The sequence below is a fragment of the Solidesulfovibrio sp. DCME genome (assembly GCF_049995385.1).
In the GTDB taxonomy this organism is placed as follows: domain Bacteria; phylum Desulfobacterota; class Desulfovibrionia; order Desulfovibrionales; family Desulfovibrionaceae; genus Solidesulfovibrio.
The window spans coordinates 1,150,014-1,168,516 of the sequence record NZ_CP188261.1 but is presented as its reverse complement, the minus strand read 5'-3'; the positions used below and the strand labels follow the sequence as shown (position 1 = coordinate 1,168,516).

Sequence of the window (18,503 nt, the reverse complement as noted above, 5' to 3'; positions counted from 1 at the left end):
TCGTTACAATTCATCAAGTTATTCTATCAACATCTTAAATCCTTCCCCACTTGTTTTGGTGTTTTTTCGAATTTCTTCTCGCACTTCAGCTAAACTATCACCAATAAACAAGGATAAAAATTTATCGAACATACTTTTTTCTTCTAGTCGTTTTTTAAGAAAGAAGTCAAGCAAATAGTATAATGGCTGTTCACAATTTTTTGGGGTGAAAACTGCGTTGGGAGAAATTTTCCTAAAATAAATCTCAGAGACTGAGTCATTTTCTTCATACTTAAACCTTGAAAAGACAACACATCCGGTAGTGAGGACTGGCGTTATAGCTAAAGTAGTTCTTTTAGAATAGCCATTACCCTTCAACATGTTTATAAGGCTTCCATATGTTTCCTCAATAGCCGAAATTGGATTGATCTTTGGCATCGAATCAAGGTAATACTTTTCACCTCGTGTTGGAACAAGCAAGACCAATTTATTATTGCAACTGTCCTCAAGCCCAGCTTGGATAATTTCTTTAACAACTTCTGGTTTATTGTACATTGTTGCATGAGTAGCATGGTCTTCCATCACGAAAGGCATGTCTACAGCAACCAAAATTGCATCTGAAATCTTACATAACGTTTCCAATTTATCTCTGTTCTCATCCTTGACGACCCAACCACCAGGGAAATCATAGAAATTTATAGACAAATGCGAAGGCTTTTTCCCCAAGTTGAAAGAATAAACTTTTAGTTCTTCAGTGCCAGTCACACCATATTTATTGTAAACCTGTGTTTCTTGTCGGTTACACATCCTGCGAAGTTCGGAATAAGCATTGTCAAGATCGTTTACACCTTCAACTCTCCTAACTTGTCCGGCCAATAAGGCATTAGCATTTGTAAGTTGATTATACATGCATGCTAGCAAAGAGGTCTTTCCCACTCCCCGTCCGCCAAGCATTGTAAAATGCAAAGTTTTATCCGATAAAAAATGCGTTTGTATCCCTTTTAAAAAATTGACAACAGAGGGAGAGGCAGTCTTGAGCAAAATATTAATAAGATCTTTTTTGTTCATTTCGCACTCATTCCTAGTGTAAAAGGAAATTTGGTTTAGACTCTACATGGGATTGAATGTTACGGCTTAATTCATCGACTCTATTTTTAAGTCGCGATCCCCCCTCTAGTGGACTAAATTTATCAGGCCACAGGTCATTCTTTAGCAAGTTGTACAAAAAAAACCATTGCAATTCTACTTCAGTCGAACGTATTGCAATATCTTTAAATTCTTCAGCGATAGCAAAAACTGCTCTATTAGGCTCTTGAGATATGTCGTTAAGCGCTCTTCGCATCTCAAACAATATTTCACTATATATAGTATTTAGATGCTCATATATCCTTTCCGATGACTTATCGTCTTCGGGCATAGGCAACACTTCCAGTGACATGCCGTCTATTGGATCCAAGAATTGACGAATCCTATGCTGGATAAGCCCCCTATATGAGAGATGAAAGGTTTCCAACAATTGCAAGGCCTCATATATATCTTTTAAATCTGATAATACATTTTGCTTTCTAATGAAAGCCATCAGATCTTCCAGCAATGTGTCATCATTTGTAAAATAATTCCCAAGGGCACCATCTCTAGCCAATATACTAACAATCTCGTTCTTGACGCGCTGGATAGGTGCATTTAAAGTTTTGTCGAGATCTAAGAATCTGCGAGAGAGATGTGTTCTAACTATGTGCATAGCCTCTCCGTAAGCATTTACTGATCCTCCCAGACGAGGAATAAGTCTTGACAAAAGCTGTTCATCAATACCCATGTCATTCGTTGCTTCGTTTAGAATTCGTGAAAAACCCTCTTTAAAATCTTCACTTGGATCGTTTCGATACACCCTTATGTTTGTAATCAAATTTTGCAAAGATTCCTTTAAATTGTCAATTGTTGATTGACATAAGCGTATAAACTCATTCCCAGCTGAATTTGCGTGAGAATTGACAAAACTTACAAGCTTCACCCTCAATCTTTCACCTTGCTCAGCGCAAAAATCAAACTTATCTTGCAAAGATAGACATAAACTTTGGTCTATCCGATAAATATTGTCCTTCAAATACGATATGATCTGATTTAAAATTTTTTCACACGCCTCTTGTCCGTTAGAGCAATCCGCAATTATGGAGTCTACAGTATAAAGATGATTAACTTGCATTGTTGACTTCATTTGTTCACAATTGTGAAAATTACTCGGATTTTTAGTAGAATTCAAAACTTGAAAGGAGCAATCCTCCAACTTAGAATGCGAAAACCCTTGACTGGCTATGCTATACAAATCAACATCTTCTTTTGTCCATGAATCGCCCTTGTCACTTGGCATTCTAACAAAAAGAACAACATCAGCTTCTGGCCCAATAGTCTCTACTACTCTCTTGTCCCCTCCGAGACCAGTTTCTCCTAAACCCGGCAAATCTATCAATCGCAATTGATGAGCATTTGTGTTGGGGAATTTACAAAAAATTTCAACTTTTTCTACAGAATGAAAAGTTCTACTATCCCCATCTTGCGTTACATATGAGCGCACTTCTTTTGTTGCAATGGAACTAGGGACAGCGCCAAGAAAACTTTCGTATTTTGGGGCGTCTCTTTGGATTTCCAATAAATGTTCAATCCAATTCCTTTCATGTGTATCAGAAGCAGAACATGCATCAGGCATCTTATATATCTTAAATTCATCAAAATCCCGCGGCAAAGGCAGCCGAAGAGAATCAAAGTATTGGGCTATAACTTTTTCCATAAAATTCGCTTTGGTATAAAAATGCACTTTAGCCTTAGAAACCTCCTCACTATTAATAATATCGCTTCGAACAGCTGTGCAAAAACTTTTATTTCCATCGGGTATTTCCGTCGAACTTAATGATGTCAACGATTGCAATAGACGACTTTTCCCATTACGCGCCCTTCCGACAACGACAATATTCAAACTATTTCTGTCAAAACGTTTGAGTGCTTTCTCAAAGTCCATCTGCACTTCACTTAAAGTCTCCGCAGCTGAATCTAGATCATCTAAAAAATTATCATCAACGAATAAAGAGGGTGTGTTATCTTTATTTTTTAATTCTTCAATAATTTTTTTCATCTCCACAAAGTCTTTTTGTAATGAAAAAAAATCTATAGCCTTGTCTGCAATGCTCTTAGCCAACAAATTTCTCTTCTGAATTATATTAGAAATCTCTATTGCACGCATTTCAACGCTCCTCAGAAAGTTTGTAATTCTAAGCAACAAAATTTTACGTTGCCACGACAAGCTTTAACTAGGTGATAATGTATTTGCCTTCAAAAAAACTGCCTAAACATAAATATCACATCAAATCGCCTCATTAGCACCAAAAGACCAGCAACTGAAGCTGGTGGGTTAATAACTGCGAACTGAAATTAAAACTGTAAATCGATAAGCTACTCAGGCGGTGATTTTAAAAATCACTCTGCCGCACTACTTTAAAAAAATCTTGGATCGAGCACGGGCACAAACCACAACGGAGACAAATTCACCCGCTAGTTTAAAGCTAGCTGGCTAAAAGCCGAGGGTTTAAACCTCAATAGCCGAAAATTTAACAATTACGTTTTCACATGCACAGTTACTACCCCAATCATCCCTGTTTTGTATAGCCCTGACCTGACGGGAATCTTCGGATCAGTCAAGTGTTGAGGGGGGGGCCTAATTTTGGGCAGCTATCAATCAATCATGCGGGCATAAGCGTCCAGCGTCATCACTCACAGGCTTGAGTGAAGCCTCACACCACTGTAAAGTCTTCGCCAATCTTTGATGACGACCTTGCTCTCCACCTGGAGCCTGAACAACTCCATGGACAAACACTCATCCCGAATTTTGCTATTTAAGCCTTCACTCTGCCAGGGGTTGCCAGGACCAATCAAGTCCATGCCCAGCCCTTGATCAGCTCCCCAGCGCAAAAGCGTCTATGACCCCTTTAACAGTGGCAACATCAAGGTCCCCTTCTCGAAGGGGCCAACCCACCATTTTCTGCTATCGGGCGATTCTATGCCTACCATTACACGAAAGTCTCAATTATCGTGTAGTAACCCATCGAATTTGATCGACTTTTCTCGGAAAGCCCCTTCCCATGACCAGAAAAATCCATTAGATTTACACGCATACGTTTAAATAACCGTGTAAGCCCGAGGTGACCCCATGAACCACCTGACAGCTCGCCAAAATCTCCCGGCCTCCATTCAACCGCAAATGGTTGAAGAGATCCCTTACCTTCTTCCGGACCAGGTCGCCGCCCTGACCACTGCCTTCCAGGAATGGTTCGATGACGCCGCCATCCGTCCCTCCACCCGGAAAACTCGTGGACGTTATTGGCTGGCGTTTCTCTTCCTTCGCTTCACCGGGGCCAGGTTGGGCGAAGTGCTTTCACTTAACGATGTTAACGATATCGATTACCGCGCTGGTGATGTCAAGTTGGTAACGCTCAAACGCCACGCGAAGACAGACCATGCTGGACGAAAAACCAAATCCGTCCCCGTGCGGCTCGTGCCGGTGCCGCCGTCCATCATATCCGAGCTTGCAACATACCTAGCCCAATATCCTGACCAACGTGGTCGTGTATTCATGCTAGATCAAGGCAACATGCGCCGGGTCTTTTATGACAGAGCCAAGGAAGCTAATCTGCCCCGTTCTTTGTCACATCCTCATGTCCTCAGGCATACACGGGCTATTGAAATGACGCGTCTCTCCGTTCCGCTTACGGGAGTACAATCCATTTTGGGACACTCGTCTTTAAATACAACAGCGATATACACCCGATTGAGCAACCACGAAACCAAACAAATTTTGCATCAGGTTGGTTTGATATAACGTATATTATGATTTGTTCCTCATCCATGACAAATCAGCGCGCAAAACGACCCGGCACCAGAGTATCCTCCGACACACAGGATACAATCGGGCAAATCGGGTAAATCGGGCAAATCGGGTTCAATCAACGACGGCCCCATTCCGCCCTCACCGCTCCTTACCCAGTGCGCCCATTAACTGGACCACCGCAAGCTCCTTAGCTTTGGCTTCGACGTCCACGGTCATCTCACGCCCCAGCCAGCATACTGGGAAATCCTTCAGGTCGATGAAATCGGCATGCGGTTTGTGATTTCCTTTGCCCCAACCATTTTTGGGCGAAGAAACGTGACAGTACTGTTCGCGTTTCACGGCTGCCCAGGTGCCTGCGGCCAGATCCGTGGCCTCAAGCTCGGTGAGGCCATCCGGATTGCACCGATGGTGATGGACGTCGTAAACCAATGGAATGGAGAGCGAGTGGCACACAGGGAGCAAATCGCGCACAGTGTAGCTGACGTCGTCGTTTTCCAACGTGAGTCGGCTGCTTACTTTCTTGGGTAGATCCTTGAACGCTCCGCTCAAACGCTCAAGAGCTTGCGCCTTGTCCCCGTAAACGCCGCCGGCATGGATGTTAATCACATCCGCCCCAATAGCGTCTGCCCAATCGGCCTGGCAGCAAAGTTCACGAATGGAATTTTCCGTCACTTCCTCTCTTGGCGAGGACAGCAGGATAAACTGGTCCGGATGGAAGCTGAGTCGGATACCATTATTCTTCGAAAAGTTCTTTGTCGCTGCCAGCAGGTCATTGATTTCCTCAACCTCAGGCAATTCTTCAAGCCGGTAGCCCGTAACAGGGTGTGTCATCCGGGGAAAGAACTGGGACGAGATTCTGAAAGCGCCAATACCCAGACGATGAACAGTCTTGACAGATTCCAGCAGACTTTTGGCGTTGTGAAGGCAAATCCCAGATACTTTTTCCAAGCGCGTTTTGACCGTCAAGTTCAACAAGGCTTTCGCCGTGGTCGTTCTAAACGATATTTTTTCTTCAACAAATAAGCAGCAAAGCCCAAATCGCATAACCCTCCTCGAAAGCCCTTACACCCAAATTTCTGCGTTAGAGGCCAAATGGTTTTCCGGAAAGAAAATTGTCTTTAGCCACTAGCGTTTGTATTTTACTCCGAATATTTTATAAAAATTTTTAATCTTCGATGAAATGCTCTTTCGAATTGACATTTAGTTTTTTGATGGTAGATACATGTCAACGTCAACAAACAAGGAGTCAACCATGATTGATAAAGAAATTTGGGCGGAAGCTCTCAATCTTGCCAAGGACCAGCTGCGTCACGGGAAAGTCCATTTTAGCGAACTCGAAGTTGTCACCAAGAGCATCTACGAAAAGCTTGATTCTCTGCGGTGCGGGCCGGTTATCGATATCACTGCCGAACCCATGAAACAGATTGAAGCCCAGCGCCACGAGAAGACTCGTAAGTGCGTCAGGTGTGCCCTCTGTGGTGCGGAGTATAAAACTCTCACTAAAAAGCATCTTGCTTCTCACGGCCTTACCCGCGAAGAGTACATGCAGAAGTTTGATGTCAAGAAAAAGGACATGTCCGTCAAGGTCGCCCGCAAGACTACTTCTGGTGAAGACAACCCCCTGAAGCAAATGCAAATGGTGATGAAGGAATTTAGCGTTGCCCGGGGTGAAGTCAAAAAATTCGTCACGGACAAGGGCTTTGACGGCCTGAAGGGACTGGCCGCTGCCGCCAAGGAAAAGAACGTAGGCATCATTGAGTTACTGCAGGGCAGCGCGGAAAGCAAAAAGAAATAACATCCTAAGCTGCTTGGATTCCATGCCCACGCCTTCCCCATTACTGAATGGTTGGCGTGGGCTTTACATTTTAGGCTATCGACTCCGGTTGTGTAAGCGACTTATGCTCTTCGAATAATTGTTTTTATTTTAGCAACTAGCGTCGAGTTTCTACCAGTTTACAGCACAATAACTTTATTCTTACCAGTAGACTTTGCAATAATCAGTGCATCATCACTTCTCTTAAAAAAACTATCGCAATTGTCATCTTGAGTCAGCATAGCAACTCCAAAGCTTAATGTCAGTCGCAATTCTATAGAATCCGAAGCAAAAGTTTGAGTAAAAATAGATTCACGGATTCGCTCTGCGAGCTGCACGGCTCCAGCAATTTCTGTTTCTGGAAGCGCAATTCCGAATTCTTCGCCCCCGACCCGACCAAATATATCAGCTTGTCTTAAAGTCAACTTCACTTCCACACACAACCACTTTAGAACACTGTCTCCAACAATATGACCGTACAAATCGTTTACTTTTTTAAAGTCATCAACATCAATCATTAATAATGTCAGATGCCTTTTATATCGCTTTGACCGCCAAACTTCTTCTTCTAGTTGCCTAACAAAGAAACCTCTGTTATAAATGCCCGTAAGATGATCGTGATTTGCACAAAACAATAAGTCATGTTCGAATTTTTTCCTTTCAGAAATATCAACAGCAGCCCAAACCACTCCTTGCCACAGGGCATTTGAATTTATAGCTGTCCCTGACAACTCACATAAAACAGTGGTTCCGTCTTTTTTCTTCAATGGATATTCACACGTTACAGTTTTAGTCTCAGCGGTTTTCGCCCAAAATTTCTCTCCGAACTCCACACCCCGTTGTTCATCGAGATGAATCATATGCACTGAATTGCCAAGCATCTCCTCTTTACTGTATCCGAACATTTCAGCCAATTTGTTATTTACTTCTGTAATAATACGGTTATTGGTAACAACAAGAATTCCTATTGAGGAACTATTCAATATACTTTCTTTCCAAGACAAGCTTTCGGACTTGGCAAGAGACAGGGCTTCAAGCTCAGCAATGCGTTGTTGAGCTATTGCAAGATCATCGACTAGTTGGTCGTTTGTTTTATTTGAACGCAAAGTAACACCTCATAACATCTGTTAAGTGAGCGAGGGGCAAGCTTTTTTAGATATAACGAGAGGGATGTCAACTAAAGACAAAGGCCTAGAGCATAAATAGCCTTGGCCCAATTCGCAACCTAACTCCCGGAGGATTTCGAGCTGCTCAACGGTCTCAATGCCCTCAGCAACAGTTTTTAGACGAAGACTATGAGCCAATGTAATGATCGCACGAACGATTTCGCGATCTCCTTTACCGCATGTCAATCTGCTGACAAAGCTCATATCCACTTTCAGGCTGTCCAAGGGCAATTTTTGCAAAACACTCATCGAGGAATACCCCGTTCCGAAATCGTCGATGGCAATGCGCACGCCCTTCTGTTTTAGCTTATCAAGAATGCAAGCTGAATCTTCAGGATGCTCCATGATAGAAGATTCTGTAACTTCAAGTATCAAGGCCCACGGTGGCAGACCTGTTTTGCATAGGGCTTGCTCGATCATGTCAATCAAACCTGGTCGTGCAAGCTGCCTGGGAGAAATATTGACAGACAAAGTAAGACTGTCATCTGAAGGCAAATTCGGCATCAACCCGACAAAATCCAAACAAGATTGGTTTAATACGAACTTACCAAGTTCATATATAAAACCGGACTCTTCCGCTGCAGGTATAAACTCTCCAGGACTTATAATGCCGCGATGCGGGTGACGCCAGCGAAGAAGGGCCTCAAATCCAGACAACTGGCCATTTTTAAGTACAAATATAGGCTGGTAGACAACAAAAAATTCCTTGGCCTCAAGTCCGCGACGCATATCATTTTGCAAATTAAGGTTGAGGATAGCTGCTTCATGCATTCCCTCTTCATAGACAACTAGTTTCTCAATTCGGGAAATTTTTGCATTGTGCAATGCAATATTCGCATTCCTCAAAAAGGTTTCAGGAGATTGCTGTCCATCATTACCATATGCAACGCCAAAGCTTGCGCTAATCTGCAACTCATGAGAGTTTATGGCTAACGGAGCAACTAGTACATCTTGCACTTTACCAATAACTTGAGTCACTTCCGATTTATCAATATCTGTCAGAAGTAAAATGAATTCGTCTCCGCCATAGCGACAGACTGTATCAGTTTTTCTAGCACAACATTCAATCCTATGCGCAACTTCACACAAGACCAGATCGCCCACTTCGTGACCGAAGCTGTCATTAATAGACTTAAAACTATCAATGTCGATAAATACTACCGCAAAGTTATGCTCTTTATTTTTAGAAAGACGCTCATTCGCCTGAGAAATACGTTCAATGTAAAGGGTCCGATTAGCTAAACCGGTCAACGGATCGTGGAGCGCGCGGAATGACAGCTGTTGCTCTAGTTTCTTTTGTTCGGTGATGTCGATACCTACGCCGACAAAATATATTTTTCCTTCAATTTCCAAACGAACGGCAGTAAAATAAAATGGTATTTTCTCTCCATTCTTTGTTTGAAGATCCGCTTCCTCAACAGCGCTACCACCACGCACAACGCGATTGATGGCATCTGTAATTTTTTTCTGGGCAAGCTCATCGCCCTTGTACCAGTCAAGAAGGTGCATTTGAGAGAGTTCTTGACCAGAGTACCCTGTAATTGATTCATGCTGCTTATTCCAACGGACAAGCAATCCTTCGTCATTATAAAGATACAATAAACCAGGAACACTTTCAAGCACTGCATTTGCAAATTTACGCTCTTCTGCCAATATAATCTCTGTCTGTTTCCTCTCTGTGATGTCTTGCAAACTCACTAATACTTGATCAATCCCGTTAATTACAGCTCTACTCGTTGAAACTTGCCCCCAAAACATACGCCCATCTCGAGTTTTACACTGCCACTCGAAGGATAAAATATCCCCTTTGAGAGTTTGGCGAATTCGATCTACAGCCTCGTCCTGAGTATAAGGAGAAATACCGGAACTTATTTTGCCCACATCTAGTTCAAGGAATTCTTCTCGACTATACCCAAAAGTTGCACATGTCCTAGCATTTACATCTATTATTTTACCGTTCCTAGGATCATGAATGAAAATACAGTCACTTACAGAATCAAATATTGTTTTGAAACGCTCCTCGCTTTCAGAAAGTGATTTTTGATGATTGATATTTTCCCTTTCGTATCTTTTCAAAACTATATACAGCATGACCGAGATGATACATATATAGAGCCATCCTTTAAAAGTGCTAAGCATTGTAATAGTTTGAACAGAATCTGAGAACAGCATGCCGACTGCCCTGTCAGAAAAAAGAACCCATAGAGCGCTGACGATTGCGTAGAAGACAACAATCTTCGACGGTTTGAGGCGAAGCATATCAGACTCCAATGACTTAGATAAATAGAGGGGACACGCTTACACCCACTAGGTGTTTTTAAGCAGAACCGTGGTTTTCATTTTTCTAAACCTATATCAATCACTATTTGAATTCTTTTTTTTAGAAAACCGGAAAAATGACGATTGATTATTACTCGCCATACCATCAGCGAACTCATTCAAAATGGATACCTTCTTGTCCCTGTGTACCTTTTTAATTCGATACTCAGCTCTTGAAGCTTCAGATCTATTTGCAAAAGGGGCACTAGAAACAAGGAGAACGGGCCTTCGGCTGCATGTGTATTTAGCTCCGCCAGGCAATAATCCATTATGTTCATCAATCCTACGGGTCACGTCACACGTTATTCCACAATACAATGTGCCATCGGAGCACTTAAGTATATAAACATACCAGGGCACGAAGTTGTCTCTTTACTTTCCGAGCTTAATTCTTTTGTCTAAATAGGTGTTCCTAAATGACGTCTTATTATTTCTTACGGCCATACCAAGCGCTTTCTTTTGGCCAACGAGGACAACGAGCTTCCGCCCCCGAGTAATTCCAGTGTATATTAGATTTCTCTGTAGCATTATATAGTGCTGCATCATAATAGGAATAACAATCGCCGGATACTCTGACCCCTGAGATTTGTGAATCGACACGCCATAAGCAAGTACCAACTCATCTAGATCAGAATATTCATATTTAACTTCCCGGCCATCAATGGCTAGGACAACTTCTTGTTCTTCTGAATCAATTCTCGCAATCCGCCCGATGTCACCATTAAAAACTTCCCGGTCATAGTCATTTTTGATCTGCATGACCTTGTCGCCGACTCGGAACGTCCTTCCTCCACGGGCGAGTTCCTCACCTCGAGGATTGAGTGCTTCCTGAAGAGCAGTGTTAAGGTTCGCGGTCCCGACAACGCCTCGGTTCATGGGGGTTAATACCTGGATGTCGTCGATGGGGTCCAGGCCAAACTTTTTCGGAATCCGCTCCTTGACCAAATGGATGATTCGCTGCAGCGCTCGGTCTGGTTCATCCTCTTGCACGAAATAAAAATCATCACCCTCCATTTTCGGCCGCAGGTCAGGCATGACGCCCTTGTTGATCCTGTGGGCGTTGACGATAATGGAGGATTCTTGGGCCTGCCGGAAAATTTCATTCAGCTCCACGACCGGAATGGCTCCAGAAGCAATCACGTCCTTGAGCACGTTGCCGGCACCAACCGAAGGCAGCTGGTCCACGTCACCCACCAGGATCAGAGTGGCCGGCTTCGGGATGGCCTTGAGCAGATGGTGCATCAGAATGAGGTCAATCATGGACGCTTCGTCCACGACAATCAGCTCACAATCGAGGGGATGGTCCTCGTTCTTCTGGAAGCCGCCTTTCTGCATGGAGTACTCAAGCAACCGGTGGAGCGTCTTGGCTTCATGACCGGTGGCTTCGGACATGCGCTTAGCTGCACGGCCTGTCGGTGCCGCCAGGAGGATGTGCTTGGTAATCGCGGAAAAAATCTTGAGGATGGCCCGGATAATTGTCGTTTTGCCAGTCCCCGGCCCGCCAGTAATGACCAGGACTTTGCTCGTGGCGGCGGCCTTCACCGCTTCCACCTGCTTCTCGGCCAAGGTCATGGACAGCTTTTCCTGGACCCATTCCACTGCCTTCACGGCGTCAATGGCGCGGACACCCTTGGCGGCAGCCTGAAGCGCCTTGAGCCTCGCCGTCACCTGCTTTTCGGAAAGATGGTATTTGGCAAGATAGACGGCTTCAACCGGCCCACTTAGGCTATCAAGGGTTTCAGCGACAATCTTTTGCTCTCTTGCCAGACGACCGAGGGCATCAGTCAGAACTCCAGCCTCCACTTCCAGAATCTCAATGGCCTTCTCGATTAATGGTTCCCGGGGATAAAAAACGTGTCCTTCGTCGGACAACTGGTGAAGGACGTAGAGAATGCCGGCTTCGGCCCGGAGTGGCGAGTTTTTGTCGAACCCAAGCTTCTGCGCTATTTTGTCCGCTGTGACGAAGCCGATACCGAAAATATCGTGGGCCAGCCGGTAAGGATTCTCCTGGACGACGGCAATGGATTCGTTTTTGTACTGCTTGTAGATTTTTGTGGCGTATCCGGAGCTGACGCCATGGGTCTGGAGAAACAGCATTACGGAGCGGATTTCTTTCTGCTCCTCCCAGGCCAGACCGATCATGCCAACCCGTTTGGAGCCGATGCCCGGCACCTCAACAAGCTTCTGGATGTCCGCCTCAATGACATCCAGTGTGGCCTCCCCGAACAGCTTGACGATGCGCTTGGCCATGACCGGTCCGATGCCCTTGATCAGGCCCGACCCAAGGTATTTTTCGATTCCGTGGACAGAGGCGGGGGTAGTCGTCTTGTAGTATGTGAGTTTGAATTGCTCACCGAACTTCGGGTGGTTACCCCATTCACCCTTCATCTTGATGATCTCGCCTGGGGTGGGGCACACCATATTGCCAACGACGGTTACGAGTTCACGGCGGCCATACACCTTGACTTTGGCAATGGTGTAACCGCTCTCTTCGCTGGTAAAAGTGACCCGTTCTATCTGACCCTGGAGGTCTGCTAGATCCATGGCTATCTATAGTAGTTCTAACAATTCGGAAATGCTTTTCGCGATTCCTTTGCATGAACACTCGATCATGCAATTCACCATTGAATGACTTGTATCTCCTCCATTGCGGAAATCAGTCCTGATTCCATAAATAGGTATATTCTTGGCGAAAGCATAGCCGATCTCCCATGAAGTCCCGTCATCAACTTGAGTCCCATCGAGGAGAGCAACTAAAATATCACATTCGTCAATGGTATTCATACATCTCTCAAAAATATGTTCCTTGGCTTTAATCCCAAGAGATAATAAATGCTCCTCGTCAAATAGATCGCCTGGCCAGATCGCTGTATGGCCTTTCTGATTCAGAGCAGACGTAAATTTCTTGTGCCAATCTCGGTCAGCTTCAGTAAACAATGGACCAGCCTGATATATTTTCATTTCGAATCCTCTCCATTTTTTTGCATCAAGGACAGACACCATGACTCACTACAGCTTCAACACGCAATATCCATCAGATATTATTTTAGCTTCAATCTCTTTGTAGCGTAAAGCTATAATTTCTGTTTCCTTTGATTGCTCGCGGGAATTTCGCAAAAATTGAATTTTCCCTAGATGTTCGATCACCCCCTCGGGAACTCCCGAGAGATTGCCTTCTACTTTTGTGAAAAGGTATATCCGAAGATTGCTCTTGCTTTGATGAATCGCAAAAATCACTAGCGTCTACTCCCTGTAGCAAAACATTTAATGTGCTGTGTCAGAAAATCTCACGACATAGAGCGCAATAAAAGAGAGAAATCGAAGAAATCTTACTCCCCACCATTCACAATTTCTCGTTGAAATTTTACCATTTATATTTTGAATTTATCACTACCAAGAACAAAGAGCCAGGGGGAGCCTTAAGCCCCCCCCTTACCCACAACACCACAATCACACTATAATTTATCTTTCACAATATCTAGCACAGCTGAATCTAAATAGTGGTTAGCGTAGCCAGAATCACTTATCAATTTTTTACACAGACCAGAAAGATTTTGGTATTTTAAAGAAATCGTAGAATACAAATTGCAGTTCAAAAGCCGGAAGCACGCGTTATAATCGACAAACCAAAGTCCGAAACTACGCATCGCAACACGGAGATTGTCAATATAACTTGCCGCCTCGTTATAGTTGCATTCGTATTCTTTAATGTAGTCGATTGCTGTCTTTTGGAATTCTGTTTCGTTAATACCTTGCGACCACTTGTCGCCATTAGACATTTTCGGTTGCCCAGTCTTGTACACCATCGTCCTTACATAACGCCGCACAGCGGAATTGGCTATTTCTTGAACGGGACTATCTTTAAATTCAAACTTAAATTTTTTACAATAATCCACAGATCCATTAACCATCGCTATGGTTTTTTTAAGACGCTTTTTTTCAACATAAATGCCATACTTGTGCTTTTGAAATTTGAATTCAAAAGAACTCTCAATTTTAAAAACGTCTGACTTTTTGTAATATCGATATGCCTTTTTGTTAATGCCCAAACCTAGCACATGCCTAGGGTCGCCGTATAAATTTTTAATTATTGGAATTGACCATCCTCTGTCTAACAATTCCTGCATCTCAAAACAATCATCATATATACTCATAAATTCCTCCTTGAACTTGTTATGGAGGACCATACATCAAATAAAAAATATTGCAATATCTATCTTCAAAATCAAGGGATATCTCTTTGTCCCTAAAAAAGTTCTTGCCCAGACACTTTGTCAGCTAGCGACATCAATATTTCGGCTTTCAATAAATTTATACAGTGCTTGCCGGCTCACGCCAAGGATCTTTGCAACGGATGCCTTCGGCACTTTCAATGTGATGAGCCTCTTGATCTCATCAACATGTTCATCCATTTTCGATTTTCCAAGACTACCTTTCTTGCGACCAAGGACCTTGCCTTGTGCCTTGGCGCGTTCAAGACCATTTTTTGTTCGCTGGCTCAAAAAGTCACGCTCAAGCTCAGCAAACATCCCGGACAGGTAGATGATACACTTGGATGCCATATCAGAGTCACTTCGGGTATTGATTCCCTGCTTGATGGCGATCAGCGCCACTTCCTTTTCCTTCAGCTGCTCCACTATCTGAACCATCTCCCCGAGCGAACGACCAAGCCGCGACAACTCGCTGACGACAACGGTATCCCCTGGAGCCAAACGAGCCAGCAGTTCGTCAATGCGCCGTTCCTCCGTGGTCTTCCGGCTGGAAATCTCCACCTCCACGAATTCGTCAACTCGGATGCCGGCCTGGTTGGCAAAATTTAAAATTTCCAAGCGTTGATTGTCCAGCTCCTGCCTAGATGTCGAGACCCTCAAATATGCCCAGGTCGTGCTCATTTGTTGCTCCGTGGGTAAATGTCAACTTCAATGGCTATTCTATAATTTAAATGGACAATATCCGTCAACTAAAAATTGGTGTTTCGATTGACATAAATGCACTGCTATGACGTTCGATTATGGTTGACACATGGTACTCATCTCAGCGTTTTTGATCACGAAGTCTCCTTGCTCCTCTTCTCCGCCAATCATCCATCTCGCCTTCAAGCCGCCAGATCCCCGAAGCTGACCTGGACATTTTAACCACCAATTGAGTGTCCCCTGCCTGATGCACCAAGAAAAAAGGCCCCACCCCCAGAAAGGAACGGGACCTTTTCTTGTTATATATAAATGAAATTGGAAAATTTGCATCTTAATGGACAGGTTGGGCTGCCAGTTTTGTGATGATCACCCGTCCTTACTATCCATCAACTTTAATTAAAGCGTCTTCTGGAAGTTCACAGCTAATACAAAGATCTTCAATGGATGGAAACTCATCATAAGGCACATCGGAATCCCATGAATAACTAGCTATCCAAGTAACCCCTTTCTTATATATCCTTTCCGGCCATGTCAGCGAAGTGCAATAATCTTCATCACAATACTCAGCACACTTATCCATATCTACTTCATAAATCAACCTAAATTCCATCCCTACACCCAATAATCTTAAGAGTCGTAATGCCTCATCACTCACGCCACCCAGTCCAATGCCGATACCTTTTATTTCTTCGCACATCCATTCTAAATCATCATCAGTGTAATTACCTTGATAACCGCTACTCATTGCATTGCCAATGCTATTAAAAGTTTCAGATAATTCACCGAGTTTCCCCTCAATTCTATCCATATTTTCATTGATTTTTACAATAATCTGATCTCTGGTTATGCTACCAATAACTTTTTCAACTGCAACATTAGACATGATACAATTCATCCATTACTTCGTTAAATTTAAAGCCGCCAGCCTCAGGATAATTATAAGCCACAGTTTTAAACTGAAGCCAACAAGACCTTCAGGCATATATACAGCATCTTTATAAAATCATTTAAGTTGCAAAAGTTTTTGCATCTAGTTTTGAATGATATTTTCCCATTATCTCTTTAGGCCACTTGCTCCCGTACTTTCACGCAGGCCTCCTGGTAGGCGGCCATGGCAGTTTGATAGGCCACGATGGCCTGGGCATCTGCCTTGTTGAGCCGGACTTCTTCACCATCAACATAGATGCGGAAGCCCCCGTAGATTTTTCCGTTCCAGCCACCAACGGGGTAGCAGGCCGGCCGCTCAGGCCTGGGGATGGCGGATACAGCTGCTTCCTGGGACTCGTGCATGGCTTGCTTTTTTTTGAGCAAGGCCACATCCCACGGCTTGATGTTGTTTACAACTTTGGGATTGAGAGGGGCCAGGGCCACGATGGAAGCGGCTACATCATCATCCGTTATCCATTCTATTTTTCGCACCCAGCCTTTTTGGTGACTGCTAAAAGATAACATTTCCATGAAGTTCCCACTAATGTCCCCCCATTTATACCCCAAAGATTTAATCTCTTCCTTGCGGGGTTCGGTGCCCCCGGTAAGTGCGATCTGAAATACCGGGACATGGCCGCAAGCGCCAGGAAAGGGCAGCAATGAGATAGTGGCCGTGATGGGCTTGAGAGCGTCGGACTCGCGCTTCTTGGCCGCCCAGCAAGATGGGCAATCCTGGTTGGCCATCCATTCAATCTTGCGCTCGCGTTCGTTGTGTTTACCGTACAGGGCGACCGTCCTGGAGTGTCCACAGGTGTGAGTTATATCGTACTTTGCCATTCTCTTACTCCTTCTATTATTATTTTGAACCTTAAACCGTCAGTTCCAGGACTGTATAAACAATAATTTTCCGAAAAAGTCAAGCAATATTTTCGAAAAACTGTCTAAGTATCGTAGAACAAAATTTTTATTGCGTATAATTTCTGACCATACATAAAGTATAACTTCAATACAGCATACAATTTGTATTGTATTTTAGTATAATGCATTATGATTGTACTTTAATGGTGCCTGCCTGAGTAATATTATCGTATTAATCTGTCGCAATAAACTGAAATATATGATTTTTTTGAAAACATTCTTCCTGCCCTTTGGGATTGTTGCACTTGTCACCGCGCCCGTGGCCCCCCCCTATTGGTGCCAGATCGCTCGCACGAAACTTGATATCTTCGGATTTGAGCAGCGAACCGCCCTCAGGCTGCCACTCTATCTGGCAACGGTCCCGGCCGAATTCGCGTCGCCGGCCGGGGACTATATCCATAATAGGCTCGCCCTGAACGAGTTATGTCAAGTTGTGAGGCGACCTCATTGTTTAATGAATTCCATTTGAAGCATCGAAGAACCCCCAGTCACTTAAGCCGAACCACTCCTGCCAAGCTCCTTCCTCTTCACCCGCACGAAAATGGTTGAACAGCCAAGTCCACTTTAGGGACCCGATTTGGCTCAAAAGTGGGGCCACCTGGAGTCGCGGAAACGATCTAGGTTCCTCGTGACGGCTATCGTCTTCTCAGTGAACTTCGAAGAATATCTAAAACTAAGCGAGGAAGCACATGTTACTTTACCATTTTACGTGCAGACATCATGCAGCGAACATCATTAACCAAGGTATTGTAAACACAACCGAGTCAAATATTCATGAAAAAATTAAGCACTATGGTCCTGATGTTGTTTGGATAACCAACCACATATTATTTAACCAAGGCTGCATTGATTTAAGAAATAAATGCCGTTTACCAAAAGAATTCAAAGAAAATTTTGATAAACATGCGATAAGAATAACAATCGACATATCCGATGCCCAGCATTGGCCAATTTGGAGCTGCAAACATAAAATTAAAAAAGGATGGTACAGAAGATTGGCTCGGTCAGGAGATCCACAATCCTGGTACGTCGTTGAGAGATGCATTACTCAAGACGACTGGATTATTATTGAGGATGTGCAGAAAGGAGAAGTGCTGTGGGAAAATCAATGTCTGTAGTTTTACTTTGCAAAAATAGCATGGCCAAATGCTGCCCACAAATAAATGGACCTGTGTCCAGGAATAGACATATGTAAATAAAATACCCAGGACAAGGCACGGCTTGTATGGTTGCGGCGTAATGAACCAGAAGCTTGCCTTGTCCTGCAGAATTATTTGTTGAAATTTAGGGATATCTTTTTTTCATGGATTTGAATCGCTTCCATAATTAGCTTTCTTAAGCCTACAATCCTACTTCTTTCGTCAATGTTGCCACGAAAAATAATCGACTTGACTTGCTCAATATCGACAGCCATGCCCCGGAAGGAAGCAATGTAAACTTTTTGGTTACTTGCAATTAAATCTACGAGTAAGACATACCATTCATTTTCATCGCTATTTCCCTGGGACTGGGTCAACAAGCTAACGGTTGCTCGCCCTAAATGGTCCTCGTAGGAGATAAAGGTCCTTCCAGTTAACGTAAACATACCACCT

Annotated in this window: 18 protein-coding genes; 3 read left to right on the top strand and 15 right to left on the bottom strand. The window is 43.7% G+C overall.

Annotated features, from left to right (window positions below; genetic code table 11):
* Positions 1-18: 18 nt before the first annotated feature.
* From ACP59X_RS04990 to ACP59X_RS04980, 3 genes are all read right to left on the bottom strand, one after another.
* A complete protein-coding gene (locus ACP59X_RS04990; protein ID WP_428565684.1) occupies positions 19-1,047 on the bottom strand; it encodes a hypothetical protein in 1,029 nt (342 codons plus the stop codon).
* A 13-nt stretch (positions 1,048-1,060) separates the two neighbouring features.
* Entirely contained in the window at positions 1,061-3,214 is a 2,154-nt protein-coding gene (locus tag ACP59X_RS04985; RefSeq protein WP_428565682.1) for a hypothetical protein, read from the bottom strand.
* A gap of 527 nt (positions 3,215-3,741) precedes the next feature.
* Positions 3,742-3,909, bottom strand: coding sequence for an integrase core domain-containing protein (locus ACP59X_RS04980; RefSeq protein ID WP_428565680.1), 168 nt, complete (start codon positions 3,907-3,909; stop codon positions 3,742-3,744).
* A 268-nt stretch (positions 3,910-4,177) separates the two neighbouring features.
* Here ACP59X_RS04980 and ACP59X_RS04975 point away from each other — a divergent pair, with 268 nt between their 5' ends.
* Entirely contained in the window at positions 4,178-4,846 is a 669-nt protein-coding gene (locus tag ACP59X_RS04975; RefSeq protein ID WP_428565678.1) for a tyrosine-type recombinase/integrase, read from the top strand.
* A 147-nt stretch (positions 4,847-4,993) separates the two neighbouring features.
* Here ACP59X_RS04975 and uvsE read toward each other — a convergent pair whose 3' ends face one another.
* Positions 4,994-5,899: a UV DNA damage repair endonuclease UvsE gene (gene uvsE / locus ACP59X_RS04970; protein ID WP_428565676.1), complete on the bottom strand. Its 906-nt coding sequence runs from the start codon at positions 5,897-5,899 to the stop codon at positions 4,994-4,996.
* A 208-nt stretch (positions 5,900-6,107) separates the two neighbouring features.
* Here uvsE and ACP59X_RS04965 point away from each other — a divergent pair, with 208 nt between their 5' ends.
* On the top strand, positions 6,108-6,650 hold the full coding sequence (locus ACP59X_RS04965; RefSeq protein ID WP_428565674.1) for a MucR family transcriptional regulator: 543 nt from the start codon (positions 6,108-6,110) through the stop codon (positions 6,648-6,650).
* A 158-nt stretch (positions 6,651-6,808) separates the two neighbouring features.
* On the opposite strand, the gene ACP59X_RS04960 is transcribed toward ACP59X_RS04965, so the two are convergent.
* The 10 genes from ACP59X_RS04960 to ACP59X_RS04915 all read right to left on the bottom strand — a co-directional run bounded on the left by ACP59X_RS04960 (position 6,809) and on the right by ACP59X_RS04915 (position 16,830).
* Positions 6,809-7,774: a sensor domain-containing diguanylate cyclase gene (locus ACP59X_RS04960; protein ID WP_428565671.1), complete on the bottom strand. Its 966-nt coding sequence runs from the start codon at positions 7,772-7,774 to the stop codon at positions 6,809-6,811.
* 21 nt (positions 7,775-7,795) lie between these two features.
* Positions 7,796-10,093: a sensor domain-containing protein gene (locus tag ACP59X_RS04955; RefSeq protein ID WP_428565669.1), complete on the bottom strand. Its 2,298-nt coding sequence runs from the start codon at positions 10,091-10,093 to the stop codon at positions 7,796-7,798.
* A 96-nt stretch (positions 10,094-10,189) separates the two neighbouring features.
* A complete protein-coding gene (locus tag ACP59X_RS04950; protein ID WP_428565666.1) occupies positions 10,190-10,513 on the bottom strand; it encodes a GIY-YIG nuclease family protein in 324 nt (107 codons plus the stop codon).
* A gap of 12 nt (positions 10,514-10,525) precedes the next feature.
* Positions 10,526-12,697 (bottom strand): SF1B family DNA helicase RecD2, encoded by a 2,172-nt coding sequence (recD2, locus tag ACP59X_RS04945; protein WP_428565664.1) that lies wholly within the window; start codon positions 12,695-12,697, stop codon positions 10,526-10,528.
* A 6-nt stretch (positions 12,698-12,703) separates the two neighbouring features.
* Positions 12,704-13,114, bottom strand: coding sequence for a nucleoside 2-deoxyribosyltransferase (locus tag ACP59X_RS04940; RefSeq protein WP_428565662.1), 411 nt, complete (start codon positions 13,112-13,114; stop codon positions 12,704-12,706).
* Between the two features lie 48 nt (positions 13,115-13,162).
* A complete protein-coding gene (locus ACP59X_RS04935; protein ID WP_428565660.1) occupies positions 13,163-13,390 on the bottom strand; it encodes a YcgL domain-containing protein in 228 nt (75 codons plus the stop codon).
* A gap of 218 nt (positions 13,391-13,608) precedes the next feature.
* Positions 13,609-14,307, bottom strand: coding sequence for a hypothetical protein (locus tag ACP59X_RS04930; protein WP_428565658.1), 699 nt, complete (start codon positions 14,305-14,307; stop codon positions 13,609-13,611).
* Positions 14,308-14,427: 120 nt separating this feature from the next.
* Positions 14,428-15,045: a recombinase family protein gene (locus ACP59X_RS04925; protein ID WP_428565656.1), complete on the bottom strand. Its 618-nt coding sequence runs from the start codon at positions 15,043-15,045 to the stop codon at positions 14,428-14,430.
* A 400-nt stretch (positions 15,046-15,445) separates the two neighbouring features.
* The gene (locus tag ACP59X_RS04920) at positions 15,446-15,949 is read right to left on the bottom strand and encodes a hypothetical protein (protein ID WP_428565654.1); all 504 of its coding nucleotides are present in this window, start codon (positions 15,947-15,949) and stop codon (positions 15,446-15,448) included.
* Positions 15,950-16,128: 179 nt separating this feature from the next.
* Positions 16,129-16,830, bottom strand: a complete 702-nt coding sequence (locus ACP59X_RS04915; RefSeq protein ID WP_428565652.1) for a hypothetical protein — start codon at positions 16,828-16,830, stop codon at positions 16,129-16,131.
* A 770-nt stretch (positions 16,831-17,600) separates the two neighbouring features.
* Here ACP59X_RS04915 and ACP59X_RS04910 point away from each other — a divergent pair.
* Positions 17,601-18,029, top strand: coding sequence for a hypothetical protein (locus tag ACP59X_RS04910; RefSeq protein WP_428565650.1), 429 nt, complete (start codon positions 17,601-17,603; stop codon positions 18,027-18,029).
* A gap of 152 nt (positions 18,030-18,181) precedes the next feature.
* Here ACP59X_RS04910 and ACP59X_RS04905 read toward each other — a convergent pair whose 3' ends face one another.
* Positions 18,182-18,496, bottom strand: a complete 315-nt coding sequence (locus ACP59X_RS04905) for a hypothetical protein (protein ID WP_428565648.1) — start codon at positions 18,494-18,496, stop codon at positions 18,182-18,184.
* Positions 18,497-18,503: the final 7 nt, after the last annotated feature.